We start from the raw sequence: 20255 nt of genomic DNA on the forward strand, positions 1-20255 counted from the left end.
TAGGCGGCGATTTTGTGGCCCCGCCCCGGCGGCGCCGTGCGTCGCTCAGGCCGGCGTTTCCTCCGCCAGGACGTTGTCAACGGCGATATCGTAGAAGGCGCGCGGCGTTAGGCGCAGGCGCCCGGCAAACAGGCATTCAGGAAAGCGCGTCAGAGCGTGGTTGTAATCAGCGGTCGCCGTCGCGAGCCGCCGGCGCGCGGCGGCGAGACGGCGTTCGGTTTCTTCGAGCGCGGCCTGCAACTCATGGAAATCGCCGAGCCTTTGAAGTTGCGGGGTCGCCTGCGCCCGGGCGATGAGATTATGGACGCCGTCGCCGAGCCGGGCCTCGGCCAGGAGCCGCGCCTGAGGAGACGGCGCGCGCCGCCCCGAGGCGTGAAGCCGCGCGACCATATCGACGGCCAAGCGCTCCTGCGGCGCGAAGGCGCGCATCACGCCGGCAAGCGCCGGAAGCATCGCGTGCCAATTGGCGAGCTCGGCGTCGACTTCCTCGGCGGCGGCCTTGCATTGCGCGTCCAGAGACCGGAGGCGCAGATAGCTGCCCGCCAACACGGCCGTAGCGATGCAAAGGCAAATAAAAGCGATCAGAAACGGCGCCATAGCGAGCCCTCCGCGCGCAGCTTCATCCGCCGGGCTTTGAGGGACCGTTACCGTGTGTGTACCTTTGGGAATATGCTTATTCTGGCGTAAATGCGGCAGGCGAGATGTCGAACGCCTTCAAATAAGGCGGGGGGGGTCAATCCACCCGCACCCAGCCGTCCGTCCCCAGTCTCTCCTGCGGGAGGAAGCGCGCCTTATAGGCCATCTTGCGCGAGCCCTCGACCCAATAGCCGAGGTAAAGATTTTTCAGACCCGCCACGCGGGCGCGCCTCATATGGTCGAGGATCATGAAGGTGCCGAGCGAACGGTCCTCGAGCTGCGGTTCGTAGAAAGAATAGACCATCGACAGGCCGTCGGCGAGCCGATCGGTGAGGCAGCAGGCGATGAGGCGGTCGGCGTTGCCGTCCTGTGCGTCCGGCAAGACGCGATACTCGATCAGCCGCGTGTCGACATGGCTATCCTCGATCATCATTTGGTAATCGACCATGCTCATGTCGGCCATGCCGCCGTCCGAGTGGCGGGTCGCGACGTAACGACGGAAAAGCGCATATTGCTCCGGCGTCGCCCGCGCCGGGCGGGCCTCTCCGACAATGTCGGCGTTGCAGCGCATTCCGCGGCGCTGCGTGCGCGAGGGAACGAATTCCTCGATCTTGACCCGCACCGACACGCAGGCCCGGCAATGTTCGCAGGCCGGACGATAGGCGATGGTCTGCGAGCGGCGGAAGCCGGATTGGGTCAGCGTGTCGTTGAGCGCCGGCGCCCGAAGGCCGATAAGATGCGTGAACACCTTGCGCTCCGCCCGCCCCGGCAGATAGGGGCACGGCGCCGGCGAGGTGAGATAGAACTGTGGCGCGTCGCGAGGTTCTCTGGTCACGCTCGTCTCGATTCCTGTCTGACGACCGCAAGAATAGGGCGACAAACGCCTCCGCGCTATGGCGACCTCACGCCGATCGCCGCAGCACGATCACATCCGCCAGAATGTCGTGCAGGCATCGTTTGTCGCTGGTGATGAAGGACACCAGGAACAGCGGCGGGAACATCCAGGTCACGTAGAAGAGCACCGCATGGACGGCCGCCTGCAGGAAAGGCACGGGCATGCCCTGCATGGTCCGTATTTCGAGATCCATGAAGGCCATGCCAGGCGTCGCCCTGCGCCAGCCGGAGACCGTCAGCCCGTTGTAGAAGAAGGCTACGATCGGAAAAATCGGCGGCAGCAGCAGCGCCGACATGCCGAAGCTCAAGATGAAAAGCCCGAGAAAGAGCGCCACCGCCAGGCCCGAGACCAGGATGAGGTCGAGCCCCACCGCCATGATCCGCCGGGTGCGCACGCCTTCGAGCGCCGGGGCCGGAATATAGGGGCCCTGCGCCCGCGCATAGGGCGGCGGTGCGCCCCTGGAATAGCCGCCAAAGTCGCCGTCGCCGGCCATGTCATTCTCCAAAGTGCTGATCGCGCGTCAGGCAAATGTCGGACGCAATAGATCGGCTTTCAAGTCGCCCCGACCCGAGGATCAGATATTGGGGGATTAACGGCGCCTGCGCCTTGACGAGGTCACGAAGCTGTCGCAAGCCTCGCCGGAATCCGTCGGCGGGCAAAAACCCAAGCCGGCCAACTCTCGCGGGAAAGCACCATGGACACCAATGCGGTGGACGCCAGCGCCGTCGACGGCGGCCATTTGCGCGCCTTTGTCGAGCGAATCGAAAAGCTCGAAGAGGAAAAGCGCGCTATCGCCGACGACATCAAGGATGTCTACGCCGAAGCCAAGGGAACCGGTTTCGATCCGAAGATCATCCGTAAGATCGTCTCCCTGCGCCGCCAGGACAAGCATAAGCGCCAGGAAGAGGAAGAGATTTTAGAGCTTTACCTCTCTGCGCTCGGCATGGAATAGACCCCGATAAGCTCGCGTTAACCATAAAGCCCTAACCCTTGCCATGCGCCCCCGCGTCGACTCGCGGGCTGTTGAGGCGCGCAGGCGAGGGATCAGGTGCCGCCGGGAAGCTCGAGGAGCCGCGTTGCGTTGGCTGCGCTCTGCGCCGCATTGGCCATGGCTGTTGCGGCGCCTGCCCGCGGCCAGGCCTTGACGCAACCTAAGGCGAGCTCGCCCCTCTCGGCGCTTGCGGGGCAGGACAAGCCGCCGCTACGCCGCCTGGATTCCGCCGGCGCCTCCTCCGTTCCCCAAGAGGGGAGCCTGGCCTTGGGGCAGGACCCCGGCGTTCCCAAGGCGGCCAATTACGGCGCGCCGGTGAAACGGCAAAAGCTGCCCAAGCCTTACCCGCCGCGGCGCGCGCCCTATCCGCCGCCTTTCTTGCCGAAAACGCCGCTGCCGGCGCTGGAGCCATACAAATCCTCCTATGTCGCCAAGCGGCAGGCTTTGCGGCTGCGGTCGACCTATGCGCCGCCCGGTCAGCAGCTTCTCGCGCCTGCGCCCCCCGTGACGGTCGCCGCCGAGCCGACGATCAAGACCAAGCCAAAGCCAAAGGTCGAGCCGAACCCCTATGATCCGCTCGGCGTCGCTGTCGGCTCGACGCTGCTGTTTCCTTACGTCCAGGCGTCCGGCGGCTATGATGACAACCCCAACCGCCTGGCTCCGAGCTACAATCCGCGCGGCTCGATGCTGTTTCGGGGCGAAGGCGGGCTGCAGGTTAAATCCAACTGGTCGCGCCACAGCCTCGAAGGCGAATTGCGCGGGGGCTATTCGGAATATTTCGACTATCCGGCCGCGAGCCGCCCGGACGCCCAAGGCGCGATGGCCGCGCGCTACGACCTGACGCGCGACACCACGCTCGATCTGCGCGGACGTCTGCAGCTCGATACGCAGCGGCCCGGCGCGCCGGCGATCTCCGCCGATCAGTCGAGCGTCTATGTCGTCAACCGGCCGATCATACTTGGGGTCGGAACCCAGGGCGGCGTCACGCAGAAATTCGGGCGGATCGAGGTTTCGCTACGCGGCACTTATGATCGCGTCTGGTATCAGAACGCGCAATATTCGAACGGCACGACGCTCAATCTTGCATCGACGAGCTACAACGACTTTGGCGCGCTTCTGCGAACCTCCTATGAGGTAACGCCGGATCTGAAGCCTTTCGTGGAAGGGACCGTCGACAGGCGCATTCACGACTCGCCGATCGACTTCAACGGCTTCTATCGCGATAGCACCGGCTACATCATCCGCGGCGGCGCCACCTTCAACGTCACGGAAATGGTGAAGGGCGAGGTTTCCGGCGGATATGGCCAAAGAAATTACGCCGACTTCCGTCTGGCGGAGCTGCGCGGGCCGGTAATCGACGCCGCGCTCATCTATACGCCCTCTGCGCTCACGACGCTGACGCTGCGCGGCTCGACGACAATGAACGAAACCACGCTCGCCTACGCCAGCGGCGTGCTGACGCGTTCGATCACCGCGACGCTCTCGCATGACCTGATGCGAAACCTCAACGTCACCTTTACGGGCGGTTATTTCACCAACGACTATCAGAGCTCGAACTCGCCCATCGTCGTGGCCGCGGCCGCCGCTTCGGGCGCAACCCTGAACGTCCACGAACGTGGCGGCAGCGCCGCCGTCCGGCTGGAATACAAGCTGACGCGAACGATCACGCTGCGCGGCAGCTTCACCCATGAGCAACTCAGCAGCTCGTTCCGCAACGCCGGTTATTCGGCCAATGTTTATCTCCTGGGCTTGAGGTTCCAGCTTTGAAACCGCGCCCGCAGGCCATCGAGGAGAGGGTGGCGCAATGTGGATGATGATTCCCTTCATCCTCAACAGCCTGCTGAATTTCGTCGTCGGGCTGCTCGTCGCCAAATTTCTGGGGCCGGCGGAATATGGACGTTTCGTCCTTGCGCTTTCCGTCGCCGTCGTCGCCCAGACCTTCGTCTTCGATTGGCTCCGCCTCGCGGCGACGCGCTATTACTCGGAACAAGACCGGAAGGACCATCCGGAAATCCGCTCGACGCTCGATGCAGCCTTTGCTGCGCTCGCAGCGCTCGCCATTGTGGCGGCGCTCCTCCTCTATGCGTTGCGGCTGGATCTCCCGCTCGATCACGACCTCGCCGCGCTTGCTGTCGGGGTCTCGCTCTCCAACGCGCTTTTCGACACAGCGACCGCGCTCGTTCGCGCGCGTTTCCACGACAAGGCCTATAGCGCTTTGGTGATCGCCAAGAACGTGCTCGCATTCTCGCTGACGGTTGGCGGCGCTTTCGTGTTCGGCTCCGCCAATGTGGCGCTTGTCGGCATGATGATTTCGGTCGGCGGCTGCCTCATTGTGGCGCGGGGCGAGCTTGCCGATCCGAAGACGAGCTTTCGCCTGGCGCAGCGCCGGCTTGCGGCGCGCTTTCTGGCCTATGGCGCGCCGATCGTCCTTGCCGCCGTGCTTTATCAGATCGTGCCGCTCATCAACCGCACGCTGCTGGCGCGGGATCACGGTTTCGCGGAGGTGGGGCAGATTTCGCTCGCCTTCGAGACCGGAGTGCGCATCGTCGGCGCGATTGGCTCGGCGATCGACGTCATTCTCTTCCAGCTTGCCGTGCATACGGAGCGGACGGCGGGAGCCGACGCGGCGCGGGCGCAGATTTCCCGCAATTTAGGCGTTGTCTTTGCGATCGTCGCGCCCGCGGTTGCTGGCTCTTGGCTCATTCTCCCGAGCTTCGAGGCGCTCTTCGCGCCCGAGAATTTCCGAGGCCAGTTCGCGCATTACTTCGCGCTGATGACGCCCGCGCTCTTCGCCTTCGCCATGACGAATTACGGCGTGAACACCGCCTTTCAGCTCGCGCATCGATTGACGCCGTTGATCGCAGCGGCGTTGATCGCCTTGCTCGCCGATCTCCTGGCCGTCATGCTGCTGCCGGCGACTGCGGACGCCACGCGCTTTGCTTATGCGCAATCCATTTCTTCTGTGGCTGGTTTTGCGACGCTTGCCGCCATGCTTTTCTTGCTGGAGCCAATGTGGCCCCGCGCCCGTGATGTCGTCGGAGCCGTGGTTGCGACAGTGGCCATGCTTCTCCTGGGCGCGCCGATGCGCGCCATGACGCCGGGCGTCGTTACGCTCGCAATGCAAATTCTTGCTGGCGCCGCTGTTTATGGCGTCGTCACTTATGCCTTCGACGTCGCGGATCTGCGTGGGATGATCTTGCCGAGTGTCATGAGGCGGCTGCGACGGACAAAAGCCGAGGCGCGCTCATAATTCCAGCACCCGGCGCGGGTCGCAGCGACCGCGCGCCAGGTCGAGCAAGGCAAGCAGATTGCCGCGCAATCTGCCATAGCGGTCGATCCCGGGCTCGGGGACGAGCGATTTGATGAGATTGGCCAGGAAATTCCTGCTCGCGAGATTCATGACGAAGCGAGCAGAAACGGTTCCTTTGCGCAAGAGGTACAGCGGGTTGGCGATCTGCGAATAGCCCAGCCGCACGCCGGACGTCCGGCCGGAACGAACGCCGAGATGCACCCCAGCGAATGAATTCGTGCGGACGACGCGGCCCACCCGCGCGTAAAGCGCCGAGAAGTCGGTATCCTCCAGCCATCCGTAGAGCGACAGATTTTCATCGAACCGCGCCTGCGGCGCCGCGGCCAAGCGAAAGGCCATGTTGCAGCCATATGTGCCCGTCTCGTCGCTCATTCGGATATCGTTAGGGGGCGAATAGGCGGCGACGAGGGCGTCGGCCTGGGCGAAATCGAGCGGCTCGCGATCGTGAATGCCGTCGGCGATCAGATGGCCCGAGGCGGCCACAATGTCTGGATGCTCGGTGAACAAACGCCTGACGCCATCGATGAAGCCTTTGCCGGGCACATAATCGTCGTCGACGAAGATGAGGATATCCGCATCCTCCCCCACAAGGTCCAAGGCGTGATTGCGTTGGATTGTGAGTCCGCGCGCGCGCGCGACATGGAACTCCGCTTCGCCGGCCGGGATCGGCGCGTCTTCGGGAGACGCGCCTATCACCAGCAGGCGATGCAGTTCACCAGTGAATTTCGCGAAACGCTGCAGGCACTGCCCGACGATATGCGGCCGCCCGGTGGTGGCGATTGCGACGACGATCTTCATGCCGCTAAGCCGGGCTCTGCGCCGCGCGCCAATGCCGCTGCACTTTCTCGTAGACGGCGGCGACGGAATCGAGGTGGCGATCGAGCGTCAGCGGCGCCGCCCAATAGCGCGCATAGGCCGCCTCCGCCATCCGCCGCGCAAGGCCGTCGTCCTTGAGACGTGTGATGGCCGCCGCGAGCGATTGGGCGTCGGATGATTTGAACCAGATGCCAGTTTCGCCGTCGACGACGGCCTCGCGACCGGCGCAAAGTTCGCTGACGATCACGGGCGTGCCGAGCGCCAGCGACTCATAGACGGTGAGCGGCTGGCCCTCATACCAAACGGAAGGGAAGACGAGGGCCCGCGCGGCGCGCAGCGCCTCGCGCACTTCCGAAGGGGTCCGCCAACCCAGAAATTTCGCTTCCGGGAATTCTTTTTCGAGCCCTTCGCGCTCGGGGCCATCGCCGATGAAGACGGGCGTGACGCCTGCAAGGCGCGCGCCTTGGGCGAAATAACGCGGTCCCTTTTCCGCCGAGAGGCGGCCCACGAAGACGAAATCCGCCGGCGCATGGTCGCCCTTCGGTCCCAGGTCCGAGACATCGATCGGATTGCCGACCTCATAGAAGACGGCGTCCTTCGGCATATAGGGCGCAATAACCTCGCGCTGCAGCTTCGAGATGGAAATGATGTGGCGCGCCGTCTCATAGAGGCCGCTCGCATAGAGCATCAGCGCATGGCGCCCGATGCGCATCAGCTTGCGATGGTATCCGCGTGAGTCGCAGTTATGCGCGATGCATCCGAGCGACATGGCTTTGTAGTCGCAGTTGCGCGCCGCGCCGTAGTCGTAAAAACCGCCATTGGGGCAGGCGAGATAAAATTCATGCAGCGTATGAACCACCGGCAGCCCCGAGCGCCTCAGCGCCCGGCCGATCGAGGGCGAGAGCGCCTTGGCCCAGCCATGCACATGGACGATCGTCTGGGCGGGATCGCAAGAGGCGAGAAGACCGGCGAGCCCATGCTCCGCCGCCGCGTTCCAGAGCCATTGGGCGCCAAAACGCGCCAGGGAAGGTGCAGACATCACGTCCGCTTGATCGAGCAGCGTCACCGAGACGCCGGCCTCGACGAGGCTTGGCTCAACCGGGCCGACTGCGGAAAAATAATCGACGCGATAACCGCGCCGCGCAAAGCCCTTGGCGCTGTCTATGGCGACCTTGGCGAGGCCGCCGTTGATATGCGCGTGATCGGTCACGACAATGATGCGCATGGTCACTTGATCACGAGCTTTCTGGCGACGGCGGAATGGGCAAGGGCCGAGGAGGCCGCAGCTTACGGCTCCGCTCTTGCGCAAGCGTTAATCGGCCGCTCGAGCGCCGCGCAATAGGGATACAGACTTAACCAAAATCTGGTTCAATGGGCGCGGGGCGCAGATCGCGCCGCCGCCATACAGCCGAGATCCTGCAGATGATTGCTCGCGCCGATGTTGATCAGGCTCTTCGCATGACCCTCGGAAAGGCCGCGTCGAGCGATCCGGCGGCGGCTTTTGAAGCGTTTGGCGTTTCGGAAAAGGGGCTTTCCGAGGACGAAGCGGCGCGCCGCCTCAGGCGGCATGGACCCAACCGCGTCGCCAGCGAGGCTGGCGGCGGCGTCTTTCGGGAATTGGCGCGCCACGTCTTCAACCCGCTGAATGGCCTTCTGCTGACGCTCGCCGTGGCCTCGTGGGCCTTGAGCGACCATCGGGCGGCGATCGTCATCTCGGCGATGGTGGTCCTCAGCGTGCTTCTCGCCTTCGTGCAGGAGCATCGCTCCAACGCCGCCGCCGCGAAGCTGCGCGCCATGGTGCGCACCCACGCCTCGGTTCGCCGTCCCCAGCGCGCCGATGGAGACGATCCATTCGTCGAAATCTCGCTCGAAGAGTTGGTTCCCGGCGATATTGTGCGGCTTGCCGCTGGCGACATGATACCCGCCGACGTTCGCTTGCTGACGACGAAGGATCTCTTCGTCAATCAGTCCCCCTTGACCGGCGAGTCGATGCCTGTCGAAAAATTCGCCCACACCGTCCCAGCGACGATAGACGTTTTGGAAGCCGACAATATCGCCTTCATGGGCTCGAATGTCGTGAGCGGCTATGGAGAGGCAATTGTTGTCGTAACTGGGGGTCACACTTATTTCGGCGCTATCGCGGACCGGATTGCGGAAGCCGACGCTTCGACGGCGTTCGACGAGAGCGTTCGCAAATTTACCTGGCTGATGATCAGCTTTATGGCTGTCATGGCGCCATTGGTATTTTTCGTTAACGGCTATTTGAAGGGCGATTGGCTCGGCGCCTTTCTCTTCGCGATTTCAGTCGCCGTCGGCCTGACGCCCGAAATGCTACCGATGATCGTCACCGTCAATCTCGCCAAAGGCGCAATCGCGATCTCCCGCGAAAAGGTGATCGTGAAGCGTCTCAACGCCATTCAGAATTTCGGCGCGATGGATGTGTTGTGCACCGATAAGACCGGCACGCTGACGCAGGACCGCATCATCCTCAAGCGCCACCTCGACATCTATGGCGAAAACTCCGACCGCGTCTTGGAGTTTGCTTATCTCAACAGCCATTTCCAGTCTGGCCTGCGCAATCTTCTCGACATCGCCGTCCTTCAACACGCCGAGATCGAGGCGCGCCTCGCGCCACAGCATAGTTTCAAAAAGATCGACGAGATTCCGTTCGACTTCGAGCGCCGACGTCTCTCTGTCGTGGTGGAGCGCGACGATGGCGAGCGGCTATTGATCTGCAAGGGCGCCGTCGAGGAAATCTTCGCCGTCGCGACCCGTTTCGAAACCGTCGAGACAGAAGGCGCGCTCGATTCCTCGCATATTGAAGCCGCCAAGCGCGAAACGGCGAGCCTCAACGCCGATGGCTTCCGGGTCATCGCGGTCGCCTATAAGCCGGCCTCACGCGAGCAGAGCGTTTTCACGCCCGCCGACGAAAAGGAGCTGACGCTCCTCGGCTATATCGCCTTTCTCGATCCGCCGAAAGACAGCGCCGCACAGGCAATCGCCGATCTGCACAGCGCCGGCGTCGCAGTGAAGATCCTGACCGGTGACAACGACATTGTGACGCGCAAGATCTGCCATGATGTCGGGTTGGAAATCGAACGCCTCGCGCTCGGCGCCGAGATCGAGGCGATGGATGACGCGACGCTCGCAGCTTGCGTCTCCGATATCACGGTCTTCGCCAAATTGTCGCCGCCGCAGAAAGCGCGCGTCGTGGCCGCGCTACGCGCCAACGGCCACGTCGTCGGCTATCTCGGCGACGGCATAAATGACGGGCCGGCGTTGAAAGCGGGCGACGTCGGAATTTCGGTCGATTCCGCGGTCGATATCGCCCGCGAGTCGGCGGATATCATCCTGCTCGAAAAGAGCCTTGCTGTGCTCAACGACGGCGTCGTCGAAGGTCGGAAAGTCTTCGCCAATATTCTCAAATATGTCCGCATGGGCGCGAGCTCCAATTTCGGAAATATGTTCAGCGTGCTCGGCGCAAGCGTCTTTCTCCCTTTTCTGCCGATGACGCCGATCCAGATTCTCACCAACAATCTTCTTTATGACTTGTCGCAAACCACAATCCCCACCGACAATGTTGACGAGGATTTCATCGCGCAGCCGCGCAAATGGGACATCGGCGGAATTGCGAGATTCATGCTCTACGTCGGCCCCGTCAGCTCCATCTTCGATTACGCCACCTTCATTTTAATGACTACGGCCTTTGACGGCTGGGAGAATCCTTCGCTCTTTCAGACAGGATGGTTCATCGAATCTCTCTTTACCCAGACGCTCATCATCCATGTCATCCGCACGAAGAAGATCCCGTTTATCGAAAGCCGGGCGAGCACGGCGCTGCTGCTGACGACGATTCTGGTCTGTCTCATTGGCGCGGCGCTACCTTATTCGCCCTTCGCGCCTGCCTTCGGCTTTGTGCCCTTGCCGGCGTCCTATTGGCCGGCGATCGGCTTCTTCCTCATCAGCTACGCCATTCTCGCCCATATCGCCAAGACGGCCTTCTTCGAGCGCTTCGAAGATTAGTCCACGCAAGCGCAGCGGGAGGCAAAGAGGCGCCCGCCTGCTTGGCCGGGAACAAAAGCGCGATCGAGGAAATTTAAAAGCTTCCTAGACGTCTTTCCACTCGGAGGACGCCGATGCGGCGCATGCTCCTTATCGCTTTCGTCTTCGCCGGCGCGCTTGCCCTTGCTGGCGCGCTCGCGCTCACGCAGCATCCGCGCGAGCCGCAGCGCGCCAGAAGCGCGGCCGAAATAGAAGCGATCCTGAAGGATCTGCGGGCGCCGGAAGATTTCTCCATTTTTCTTTATGCGCGCGCGCCAGGGGCGCGCACTCTTGCCGTGGGCCCCAGAGGCAAAGCGATTTTCATCGGCACCGGCGTCGAGAACGTCGTCTACGTGCTGACGTCCGGCGCCGGCCGCGCGGCCAATGTCGAGCGCCTCGAACTGGCCTTCACATTCGATCTGCCGCACGGCTTGTGCTTTTCGCCGGAGGGAACGCTCTTCATCGTAGAACGCAACCGTGTTTTGAGTATCCCGAAGGCCGAAGAGGAATGGCGCCGGCCACATGCACGCATTGTCGTCGCGAAGGGCGAGCTCATACCGCGCCAGGAGGAAAGCGACGGCCATACGTTGCGCGTCTGCCGCGTGGGGCCGGATGGCAAGCTTTATATATCGCTCGGCCAGCCCTATGACGTCGCGCCGAAGGAAAAGCTCACTTTCTACGAGCGCACGGGCGTCGGCGGAATCATCCGCATGAATCCCGACGGCTCGCGACGAGAAGTTTTCGCACGCGGCGTGCGCAATTCGGTGGGCATGGATTTCAACCCCGCCGATGGGGCGCTTTGGTTCACTGACAATCAGACGAACGAGATGGGAGACGACAAGCCGCCCGGCGAATTGAACCGCGCGCCGATCCCCTGGCTGCACTTTGGCTTCCCCTGGTATGGGGGCGGGCATGTGCGCACGGTGGAATATGCGTCGGACGAGCCGCCGCCCGGCGTCGTCTTTCCGGAGGTGGAGGAAGAAGCCCACGCCGCCGACCTCGGCATGGTTTTTTACACGGGCGAGACTTTCCCGAAAAAATACCGGGGCGGCATTTTCTCGGCGCAGCACGGCTCAGGCGCCCGGACGCAGCCGGTCGGCGCGCGGCTGATGTTCACGCGCCTCGGCCCGGACGGAACCGGCGGCGTCAGCGAACCCTTCGTCGAAGGCTGGAACAAGGGCGTCATGCCCTATAGGGGCACGCCGGTCGACGTGGCGCAGACGCCGGGCGGCGATCTTCTTGTCACGGATGACGAGAATGGCGCCATTTACCGGATCAGCTACCAGCGCTCTATCATCGCGGGGCAATGAGGCGCGGGATTGCCGAACGGCAGGCGCGGGGCCATTTGCTTGCTAAAGCAATCGGAGCAGAACGATGCAAGTGGCGATCAGAAAGGCCGACGAGCGAGGGATGGCCGACTTCGGCTGGCTCGACAGCCGTCACAGTTTTTCCTTCGGGCAATATTTCGATCCGGAGCACATGGGATTCGGCCCGCTACGGGTCATCAATGAGGATCGCGTCGCGCCCGGCGGCGGCTTTCCCACCCATCCGCACAAGGACATGGAGATCATTTCCTATGTGCTCGACGGCGCGCTGGCGCATAAGGACAGCACGGGCGTCGGCTCCATCGTCCGCGCCGGAGACGTCCAGCGCATGAGCGCAGGGACCGGCGTGCGTCACAGCGAATACAACGCCTCGGATCGCGCCCCCGCACATTTCCTGCAGATCTGGATTCTGCCGGAGCGCGACGGTCTCGCGCCGGGCTATGAGCAGAAGCGTTTCGGGCCGCAGGAAAAGCGCGGCCGCCTGCGCCTCATCGCATCACGCGACGGACGCGACGGCTCCCTCACGATCCATCAGGACGTCGACCTTTACGCGACGATGCTGGCCGCTGGCCAAAGCGTGTCTCACCAAGTGGAGCCCGGCCGGGCCGCCTGGGTGCAGGTCGCGCGCGGCAGGGTCTCGGTGAATGGCGCGCGCCTCGAGGCTGGCGACGGGATCGCGGTGAGCGAGACGGACGCCATTTGCCTCGAAGGAAGCGACGACGCTGAGGCGCTGGTCTTCGATATGGCAATGTGAGGCGGGCTTGCGGGCCTCACTCCAAATGCGCCGGCGCCTCGAAGGTCTCCTTATCGGTGACGATCGTCAGCGTGACGTTCGCGCTCTTGGGCTTGGGGCCGGTCGAGAACAGCGTCAGCGCAAAATCGGCCCCTTCGCGCTTGCTCTCGATGAAGAGCGGCTCGGGGACTTCGGCGAAAATGTCCTGGACCTTGCCAGGCCCAGCGACGCTCAACCGCCAGGACTCGCCATCCTTCTTCAACGCCAACCGTTTGGCGGCTTCGGCGCCGCTGATCTTCACGGGAACGCGCTTCTCGGCGGCGGCGATCGCGGCTGCGAAGGGCGAGGCGCCCGACTGCGGCAGGGCGAGGGTAAGCGAGGCCTTTGCTGGCAGGCAAATCTTGCCGCAGGCCGCGTAGTCGAGGTCGAGGGAGAGCGTCGCTGGCGCCTTCGGGTTCTTCGGCGTGATTTTGAGCGGGAAAATCACGGTCTCGTCATAGCCGGCGACGACCGTGCCGGCTTCGTCCAAATGCTTGGGCGTCGGGAAGGCCGTTTCGACCTTGGCGACATTGGCCGACTTCGAGAAATCGAAGACGGGGGGCGAGCCCGCTTCGCCGGGCTGGCGCCAATAGGTGGCGGTCTTGGGAGCGAGGCTGATTTCGACGCCCGCGCGATAGGCGCCGCCTTCCAGCGGGCCAGCGGAGAGCAGCCTGACCGCGGAGACAGTTCCCGTGGCCGGCGCTGTCGCAAAAGCCGGCTCCGCGGCCTGCGCCGGCGCCAATGCGAGCGCGGCGGCGAGCGTGGCCGTGAAGGGGAAAAAGGCGCGCATCTTCAGCTTTGGCGTTATCATCAGCTCTGGCTTCCGGTCGGTCGAGGCGATTTATCCACGCCGCTTGTTAAGGGGGCGTTGCGGGCGTAGCATGAAGCTATGAGTAGGTTGCGACCCAAGCAAGTTTCCGAAGAGTATCCCGCTGGCGACGTTCGAACCCCCGGCCGCCGATATCTGGACGGGCAGCTCCTCGTCGCAATGCCCGGCATGACGGACGAGCGTTTCGCACGCTCGGTGATCTATCTGTGCGCGCATTCGGAAGAAGGCGCGATGGGCATCGTCGTCAACCAGCCGGCGCGGGTGAAGAATTTTCCCGATCTCCTCGTGCAACTGCAAGTGATCGCGCCCGAAGAGCGCATCAGCCTGCCGCGCGGCGCCGAGGAGATTCAGGTGCTTTCCGGCGGGCCGGTGCAAACCGACCGCGGCTTCGTGCTGCATTCGCCGGATTTCTTCCTCGATAACTCAACTTTGCCGATTGATGACGGCGTCTCCCTCACGGCGACGATCGACATTCTGCGCGCAATCGCAGCGGGCGAGGGGCCCGACCACGCGCTGCTCGCGCTCGGCTATGCCGGGTGGGACGCGGGGCAGCTCGAGGAGGAAATCCAGAAGAACGGCTGGCTGCACTGCCCGGCCGATCCGGCGCTGCTGTTCGACCGGGATCTGGGCGGCAAATATGTGCGCGCGCTGCGCTCCATGGGGGTCGATCTGGAGCGGCTGTCGTCCAGCGCGGGGCATGCGTAGCGTTTAGATGCGCGCCGAACAGCGCGCATCATCCTCCTTACGGCGCCGGATTGCTGTGGAGCTGGTGGATCGCGTCGATCCGCGCCTCGATCTCCGTCGTGATGTCGATGTCCTCCGAATCCAGGTCGGTTTTGAGCTGCGCCATTGTGGTGGCGCCGATGATATTCGAGGTCACGAAGGGGCGCGACGTGACATAAGCCAGGGCAAGCTGCGCCGGGTCGACGCCGATCTCCTTGGCGAGCGCAAGATAGGCGTCGATCGCCGCCTCGACCCCGGGCGTCTCGTAGCGTTGGCCGCGTTCGAAGAGCGTCGTACGGGCGCCCGGCGGTCTTGCCCCGCCCCGATATTTGCCGGTGAGATAGCCCTGCGCCAGAGGCGAATAGGCGAGGAGGCCGACGACCTCGCGCTCGGCAAATTCGGCGAGGCCCATCTCGAAGGTGCGATTGATCAGATTATAGGCATTCTGAATCGAGACGACCCTCGGGCCATGGCCGAGCTCCGCCGCCCGCAGGAACCGCGAGACGCCCCAGGGCGTCTCGTTGGATAGACCGATATGGCGGACCTTGCCGGCCGTCACCAGCTCGTTCAGCGCATCCAGCGTCTCTTCAATCGGGACTTCGGGGCGCTTGGAGGGGCGGCGATAGGTCGTCCCGCCTGCGCCCCAGAGGGGCAGAGAGCGATCGGGCCAGTGTAGCTGGTAGAGATCGACGTAATCGGTCTGCAGGCGCTTCAGCGAGCTCTCGATCGCAAAATGGATATTCTTGCGGTCGAGAACCGTGCCCCCGCCCGCTTCGCGCAGCCAATGCGCCTCCCCGCGCCCGGCGACCTTGGTGGCTATGATCACCTTGTCGCGGTTTTTGCGCGAGGCGAGCCAAGAGCCGATGATGCGCTCGGTCGAGCCTTGCGTCTCCGGACGCGGGGGGATCGAGTAGATTTCCGCCGTGTCGATGAAGTTGACGCCGCGCGATAAGGCATAGTCGAGCTGCGCGTGACCCTCAGCCTCGGTGTTCTGCTGGCCCCAGGTCATGGAGCCCAGACAGATGGCTGAGACGGAGAGATCGGTCGCCCCAAGTTTCCTGTATTCCATGTCGGCGCGCCTAACGGAGAAATTCGCTCGATTGCAGATTCATGCGCATTTCGAAGCTTTGGAATTGCGTGAAGATCGGAAGAAGCCAGGCCTTCAGAGCCGCACGCACGACGATGGATATATGGGATGGCGGCGCGCACAAAAAGGTCGACAGCGAGACATCGACGTCGTCCAGGGCCGCGGCGATGGCGCTCTCGAGCTTTGGGATCACCAGCTTCCCGCGCGCCGGATAGTGGGCGAGAATGTCCAGGGCTTCGGCGCGAAGGGGCGCGGCCCCCTCGTTATGGATGACCGTGAGCCACAAATTGGGCCAGGTGGTGTTCAGCAGCCGCGCATTGCTCGCGGCGGTCTGGGAACTGTCGGATTGGAAGAGAATGATCGGCTCGACGCCAGCGTTGCGCGCCTCTTCCAAAAAGCCGATTTCGGCGATAGTGGCGAAGAGCTGGTCGTAGGAGCGGCTCCAAACGTCGACAATCTTGGGAGCGTCGTCGGCGACCAGCAGGCGGTCGAATAGAGAAATCTGACCTTTGACGTCGCCTATATCGACCACGCGGGCGACGCCCGGAAAGCGCAGAGCGTAGTTGGGCTCGCGCGAATCCGTGTCGAAACCTTCGACAGGGACCCCGCGCGAGAGATAGTAGTCGGTCAGCAGCCGCGCCGCGGTTGTCACGCCAGTGCGCGAATGCGGCGAGCAGACAAAGTAGATGAGGGTGCGGCGACTCATTTCATCCTCTTGACGAGGGCGGCGCCGCCTTCGTCTCAACGTCCCTTGGCCACGCCCGTCGTGATGAGATCGAGAAGCCCGACTCGCTCGAATTCGTCCGCGACTCTCGCGAGCCAGGTGCGCACGTAACCGCGCAGGACGAAGGAGTGATCCGCAGGTTCGCCTTCCGCCGTCTGGTTGGCGATAAAGGTCGAATAAGGCGTCCCCGCGATCTCGACCTGTTCATAGGCCAATTCGCCGAGCTTCGGGATGGTGATCTCGCCCGTGGTGTTCACGTCCTCGAAATATTTCGAATGGGTCTGAGGGTTCCATTCGAAGAAGGTCGTGTCGTTCACATGGTTCTTCACCATGAAGTAATTGGCGTCCGACATATAGGGCGCGATCTCGGCGATTTCGTCGAGCGAGGCGATCGAGGGGCCAATCACGTGGAGCAGGATGAAGCGGAATTCGCCCGCCTTCACCGCGTCGAAGAAGCCGATCTCGTCGAGCGCTTCGAGCGCGGGGCTCAAGCCGCCCGCGCGCACGTCGATGATGCTGACCTTCGCCTCCGACGAATTGAGCGTGTCGATGATCTTCATCTGATCGGCGGTCGACGTCAGATCGACGATCATCGTCTCTTCCGGATGGAAGCGATATAGAGTCCCGCGCGGCGTCTCCGTGTCGAAGGCGCGGGCGTCTAGGCTGTTGAGGGAAAGGAAGTCGAGAACGGCGCGCGCGATCGTCGTCTTCCCGACGCCCCCCTTGTCGGCGCCGACGACTATGACCGTTGGTCTCATAATCGCTCCTGCAGATTGCTGAGGCGGCGTGATCTCCCGCACGTCGCGACGCGGCTCCGGCTCCTTTTTCGGAGGCGGCGTTTCTTTGACGGTCTTTATCGGCCTTTTTACCATGAGGTCTCCTTGGCGATGAGCGCAGCCCGTTCGTCCACCGCTCCGATTGGTCACCTGATCCTTAACAAACATAGATTCTGGCCGCTTGTCATGTCCCAGCTGTGAAATTTGGCGGCTCCATATTTAACTGAAAATAAATGTTATTTATCTCTATATGGCAATTTTTAGAAGTGAATTGACTTACGTGCGATTTAGAGTATCTAACCGTTCGAAATACAGAACGCCACAGCCGCGGCGACCCCATTCCGCCTCAACGAAAAGCCCATGAGCATTGCCTTGGATATTGCCGTCGACCCGTCCCCTGTTCCGCTGGAGCCCGAGGCGCCGATCTTGCGCGTCGAGGACCGAAACGGCGTCGTTCACGAGCTCGCGGCCGTGGAAGGCTGGCGGCTGATGGAGATATTGCGCGATTACGGCATTGGCATGGAAAACACTTGCGGGGGCGCGCTGGCCTGCGCCGAATGTCACGTGGTGCTCGACGCCGAGTCGGCCGCTCGCGTGCCGCCGCCGCGTGACGACGAGCTGGAAAAGCTCGACGAGCTGCCGATGCTCTACGAAAATTCGCGGCTCGCCTGCCAGATCATCTGGTCGGACGAGATGAGCGGCCTTTCCCTCAAGCTGGCGCAGGAGACGTGATGTCGGCGCTCAAACATCCGCAGATTCTCCTTGCCTCCGACCTTGCCGACGGCGAGGTCTTGTTTCTGGGCGCCGAGGGCTGGGAGCGCGATCATCGGCGCGCCCGCGTCGCGCGCGACAAGGAAGAGGCCGCCGTGTTGGAGGGCGTTGGCAAGGCGGAGATCGCTAAAAATCGCGTCGTCGACGTCTATCTCGCCGACGTGGACGTCGGCGCGGATGGCGCTCCGACCCCGTTGCATTATCGCGAGAAGATGCGCCTCAAGGGACCGAGCGTGCGCCCCGATCTCGGCAAGCAGGCCAAAGGAGCCGCTTAGATGACCGCTCACGATCCCAGTCTCGCGCGGCCGAACACGCCGGTCACGACCTATCGCTACGATGAGTTCGACGCCGCCTTCGTGCGCGAGCGCGTCGCGGAGTTTCGCGAGCAGGTCCGCCGGCGTCTGGAAGGCTCGCTGACGGAGGACGAGTTCCGTCCCTTCCGCCTGATGAACGGGCTTTATCTGCAGCTCCACGCCTATATGCTGCGTGTCGCCATTCCCTATGGCACGCTGACGGCGCGGCAGATGCGCCGCCTTGCCGACATCGCCGACAAATATGATCGCGGCTACGGCCATTTCACCACGCGTCAGAACCTCCAGTACAACTGGCCGAAGCTGATCGACACGCCGGATATTCTGGAGGCGCTCGCGGAAGTCGAGATGCACGCCATCCAGACCTCCGGCAATTGCATCCGCAACGTGACCGCCGACCATTTCTCCGGCGTCGCGCCGGACGAGATCGAGGATCCCCGCGCGACGGCCGAATTCCTGCGCCAGTGGTCGAGCGCCCATCCCGAGTTCTCTTTCCTGCCGCGCAAGTTCAAAATCGCGGTGACGGGCTCCGAGCATGATCGCGCGGCGATCATGGTTCATGATGTCGGTCTGCGGATCATGACGAATGCGGCGGGCGATGTCGGCTATCAGGTGGTGGTCGGCGGCGGGCTCGGGCGCACGCCTTTCGTAGGCAAGGTTCTCCGCGACTATCTGCCGCGGGCCGATCTCCTCGCTTATCTCGAGGCGGTCATGCGGGTCTATAACCGCTTCGGCCGTCGCGACAATAAATACAAGGCGCGCATCAAGATCCTCGTTCACGAGAAGGGGATCGAGGAGGTGCGCGCCGCCATCGAGGCGGAATTCGTCGCGATGGATCGCGGCGTGTTCTCCTACGATCCCACCGAATTCGAGCGCATCGCCGCCTTCTTCACGCCGCCGCCTTACGAGGCGCTGCCCGCGGAGTCGGCCAAGTTGCGGGCCGAACGCGTCGCCCATCCGGCCTTCGGCAATTTCGTCGAAGTCAACGCCGCGCCGCACCGGGTTCCGGGCTACGCCATCGTCACCGTGTCGCTGAAGCCGATCGGCGGCATTCCCGGCGACGCCACCTCGCAGCAGATGCGCGTCCTGGCGGAGGCGAGCGAACGCTTCGGCTTCGGCGAGCTGCGGATTTCCCATGAGCAGAACGTCATTCTGCCGCATGTGAAGCAGGACGATCTTTTCGATCTGTGGAAGCTGCTCGATGGCGCGGGGCTGGCGACGGCGAACGCCGGTCTCGTCTCGGACATCATCTCCTGCCCGGGCCTCGATTACTGCGCGCTCGCGACGGCGCGCTCGATCCCGATCGCGCAGGCGATTTCCAAGCGGTTCTCCGATCTCTCGCGCCAGCGCCGGATCGGCAAATTGGGCATCAAGATTTCCGGCTGCATCAACGCCTGCGGCCACCACCATGTCGGCGCGATCGGCATTCTGGGGCTCGAAAAGAAGGGTCAGGAATCCTACCAGATCACACTCGGCGGCGATCCGACCTTCTCGGCGTCGATCGGCGAAATTCTCGGCCCCGGCGTCACGGCGGAGCAAGTGCCCGACGTGATCGAGCATATTGTCGATTTCTATCTGGCCGAGCGCCAGGAGGGCGAGACATTCATCGAAACATGGCGGCGCATTGGTCACGCCCGCTTCAAGGACGTGCTGCGGCGGGAGGGCGAAGATGGCGCTGATATCTGAAGGCCGCTTTATCGAAGACGCCTGGCGCCGCCTCGCCGATGAAGAGGCTCTGCCCAGGAGCGGCAAGGTAATCGTGTCGCTTGCGCGTCTCGAACATGCGGTCGCGCACCTCGAGGCGGGCGTGGCGCTCGGCGTCCTCGCGCCGAACACCACAGAGCCCGAGGCGCTCGCGGCCGCGCTGCCGCGCCTCTCGCTCATCTCCATCGTCTTTCCCGCCTTCGCCGATGGACGCGGCTTCTCGCTGGCGCGGCTCATCCGCAGGGCTGGCTTTACGGGCGAGCTGCGCGCGAGCGGGCGGCTGCTTGCCGACCAGTACCGCCATGCGCTCGGCTGCGGCTTCGACACGATCGAAATTCCCGACGATCTCGCCGAGCGGCAGGATGAATCGCAGTGGCAGGCAGAGCGCGCGGCGCATGCGCGCACCTATCAGCGTGGATTTGTCGCGCCGGGCTCCATCCTCGAAGCGCGGCGCAAGGCGGCGGCGAAATGAAGGCTTGGTTGCTTCGCCGGGGCTCCCTTTGGGCGCTCGATTCCCAATCGGGCCTTCGGTCCGCCGACACTT

The 20255-nt window shown here is 63.4% G+C and carries 20 protein-coding genes; 11 read left to right on the forward strand and 9 right to left on the reverse strand.

Annotated features, from left to right (window positions below):
* Nucleotides 1–45: 45 nt before the first annotated feature.
* The 3 genes from OGR47_RS01810 to OGR47_RS01820 all read right to left on the reverse strand — a co-directional run bounded on the left by OGR47_RS01810 (nucleotide 46) and on the right by OGR47_RS01820 (nucleotide 2024).
* Nucleotides 46–597 carry a LemA family protein gene (locus tag OGR47_RS01810; RefSeq protein WP_165052649.1) on the reverse strand — a complete coding sequence of 184 codons (552 nt, stop codon included), beginning with the start codon at nucleotides 595–597 and terminating at the stop codon, nucleotides 46–48.
* 136 nt (nucleotides 598–733) lie between these two features.
* Nucleotides 734–1471, reverse strand: coding sequence for an arginyltransferase (locus OGR47_RS01815; protein WP_165052646.1), 738 nt, complete (start codon nucleotides 1469–1471; stop codon nucleotides 734–736).
* A gap of 67 nt (nucleotides 1472–1538) precedes the next feature.
* Nucleotides 1539–2024, reverse strand: coding sequence for an RDD family protein (locus OGR47_RS01820; protein ID WP_165052643.1), 486 nt, complete (start codon nucleotides 2022–2024; stop codon nucleotides 1539–1541).
* Between the two features lie 201 nt (nucleotides 2025–2225).
* On the opposite strand from OGR47_RS01820, the gene OGR47_RS01825 reads away from it, so the two are divergent.
* The 3 genes from OGR47_RS01825 (at nucleotide 2226) to OGR47_RS01835 (ending at nucleotide 5772) form a co-directional block, all read left to right on the forward strand.
* Nucleotides 2226–2483: a DUF2312 domain-containing protein gene (locus OGR47_RS01825; protein WP_165052639.1), complete on the forward strand. Its 258-nt coding sequence runs from the start codon at nucleotides 2226–2228 to the stop codon at nucleotides 2481–2483.
* 129 nt (nucleotides 2484–2612) lie between these two features.
* Nucleotides 2613–4289 carry an outer membrane beta-barrel protein gene (locus OGR47_RS01830; protein ID WP_165052635.1) on the forward strand — a complete coding sequence of 559 codons (1677 nt, stop codon included), beginning with the start codon at nucleotides 2613–2615 and terminating at the stop codon, nucleotides 4287–4289.
* Between the two features lie 37 nt (nucleotides 4290–4326).
* Nucleotides 4327–5772 (forward strand): lipopolysaccharide biosynthesis protein, encoded by a 1446-nt coding sequence (locus OGR47_RS01835; RefSeq protein ID WP_165052632.1) that lies wholly within the window; start codon nucleotides 4327–4329, stop codon nucleotides 5770–5772.
* Here the strand turns inward: OGR47_RS01835 and OGR47_RS01840 are convergent.
* Together OGR47_RS01840 and OGR47_RS01845 are read right to left on the reverse strand one after the other, a co-directional pair.
* Nucleotides 5767–6630: a glycosyltransferase family 2 protein gene (locus OGR47_RS01840; protein WP_165052628.1), complete on the reverse strand. Its 864-nt coding sequence runs from the start codon at nucleotides 6628–6630 to the stop codon at nucleotides 5767–5769. The two genes, OGR47_RS01835 and OGR47_RS01840, sit on opposite strands and share 6 nt — an antisense overlap.
* Nucleotides 6631–6634: 4 nt before the next feature.
* Nucleotides 6635–7873 (reverse strand): glycosyltransferase family 4 protein, encoded by a 1239-nt coding sequence (locus OGR47_RS01845; protein ID WP_165052854.1) that lies wholly within the window; start codon nucleotides 7871–7873, stop codon nucleotides 6635–6637.
* 233 nt (nucleotides 7874–8106) lie between these two features.
* Between OGR47_RS01845 and mgtA the strand changes: the two genes are divergently transcribed.
* The 3 genes from mgtA to OGR47_RS01860 all read left to right on the forward strand — a co-directional run bounded on the left by mgtA (nucleotide 8107) and on the right by OGR47_RS01860 (nucleotide 12768).
* Nucleotides 8107–10671 (forward strand): magnesium-translocating P-type ATPase, encoded by a 2565-nt coding sequence (gene mgtA / locus OGR47_RS01850; protein ID WP_246729710.1) that lies wholly within the window; start codon nucleotides 8107–8109, stop codon nucleotides 10669–10671.
* A 113-nt stretch (nucleotides 10672–10784) separates the two neighbouring features.
* Nucleotides 10785–11999 (forward strand): PQQ-dependent sugar dehydrogenase, encoded by a 1215-nt coding sequence (locus tag OGR47_RS01855; RefSeq protein WP_165052624.1) that lies wholly within the window; start codon nucleotides 10785–10787, stop codon nucleotides 11997–11999.
* Nucleotides 12000–12063: 64 nt separating this feature from the next.
* The gene (locus OGR47_RS01860) at nucleotides 12064–12768 is read left to right on the forward strand and encodes a pirin family protein (RefSeq protein WP_165052622.1); all 705 of its coding nucleotides are present in this window, start codon (nucleotides 12064–12066) and stop codon (nucleotides 12766–12768) included.
* Nucleotides 12769–12784: 16 nt separating this feature from the next.
* Here the strand turns inward: OGR47_RS01860 and OGR47_RS01865 are convergent, their stop codons facing one another.
* A complete protein-coding gene (locus OGR47_RS01865; RefSeq protein WP_165052619.1) occupies nucleotides 12785–13597 on the reverse strand; it encodes a protein-disulfide reductase DsbD domain-containing protein in 813 nt (270 codons plus the stop codon).
* Between the two features lie 78 nt (nucleotides 13598–13675).
* Between OGR47_RS01865 and OGR47_RS01870 the strand changes: the two genes are divergently transcribed.
* Nucleotides 13676–14320, forward strand: coding sequence for a YqgE/AlgH family protein (locus OGR47_RS01870; RefSeq protein ID WP_206527450.1), 645 nt, complete (start codon nucleotides 13676–13678; stop codon nucleotides 14318–14320).
* A 37-nt stretch (nucleotides 14321–14357) separates the two neighbouring features.
* On the opposite strand, the gene OGR47_RS01875 is transcribed toward OGR47_RS01870, so the two are convergent.
* Genes OGR47_RS01875 through OGR47_RS01885 form a run of 3 tightly spaced genes read right to left on the reverse strand, consistent with a single transcriptional unit; the run spans nucleotide 14358 to nucleotide 16910 of the window.
* Nucleotides 14358–15407: an NADP(H)-dependent aldo-keto reductase gene (locus tag OGR47_RS01875; RefSeq protein ID WP_165052617.1), complete on the reverse strand. Its 1050-nt coding sequence runs from the start codon at nucleotides 15405–15407 to the stop codon at nucleotides 14358–14360.
* A gap of 10 nt (nucleotides 15408–15417) precedes the next feature.
* Nucleotides 15418–16131: a hypothetical protein gene (locus tag OGR47_RS01880; protein ID WP_165052615.1), complete on the reverse strand. Its 714-nt coding sequence runs from the start codon at nucleotides 16129–16131 to the stop codon at nucleotides 15418–15420.
* 35 nt (nucleotides 16132–16166) lie between these two features.
* A complete protein-coding gene (locus OGR47_RS01885) occupies nucleotides 16167–16910 on the reverse strand; it encodes a hypothetical protein (RefSeq protein ID WP_165052849.1) in 744 nt (247 codons plus the stop codon).
* Nucleotides 16911–17285: 375 nt separating this feature from the next.
* Between OGR47_RS01885 and OGR47_RS01890 the strand changes: the two genes are divergently transcribed.
* Genes OGR47_RS01890 through OGR47_RS01905 form a run of 4 tightly spaced genes read left to right on the forward strand, consistent with a single transcriptional unit; the run spans nucleotide 17286 to nucleotide 20183 of the window.
* Nucleotides 17286–17657 (forward strand): 2Fe-2S iron-sulfur cluster-binding protein, encoded by a 372-nt coding sequence (locus OGR47_RS01890; RefSeq protein ID WP_246729709.1) that lies wholly within the window; start codon nucleotides 17286–17288, stop codon nucleotides 17655–17657.
* On the forward strand, nucleotides 17657–17971 hold the full coding sequence (locus OGR47_RS01895; protein WP_165052612.1) for a DUF2849 domain-containing protein: 315 nt from the start codon (nucleotides 17657–17659) through the stop codon (nucleotides 17969–17971). Before OGR47_RS01890 ends, OGR47_RS01895 begins: the two co-directional genes overlap by 1 nt.
* Complete coding sequence (locus tag OGR47_RS01900; RefSeq protein WP_165052609.1) at nucleotides 17972–19693, forward strand: nitrite/sulfite reductase; 1722 nt, start codon at nucleotides 17972–17974, stop codon at nucleotides 19691–19693.
* On the forward strand, nucleotides 19677–20183 hold the full coding sequence (locus tag OGR47_RS01905; protein WP_165052606.1) for a DUF934 domain-containing protein: 507 nt from the start codon (nucleotides 19677–19679) through the stop codon (nucleotides 20181–20183). Before OGR47_RS01900 ends, OGR47_RS01905 begins: the two co-directional genes overlap by 17 nt.
* The last annotated feature ends 72 nt before the right edge of the window (nucleotides 20184–20255 follow it).

The organism is Methylocystis sp. MJC1 (assembly GCF_026427715.1).
Lineage (GTDB): Bacteria > Pseudomonadota > Alphaproteobacteria > Rhizobiales > Beijerinckiaceae > Methylocystis.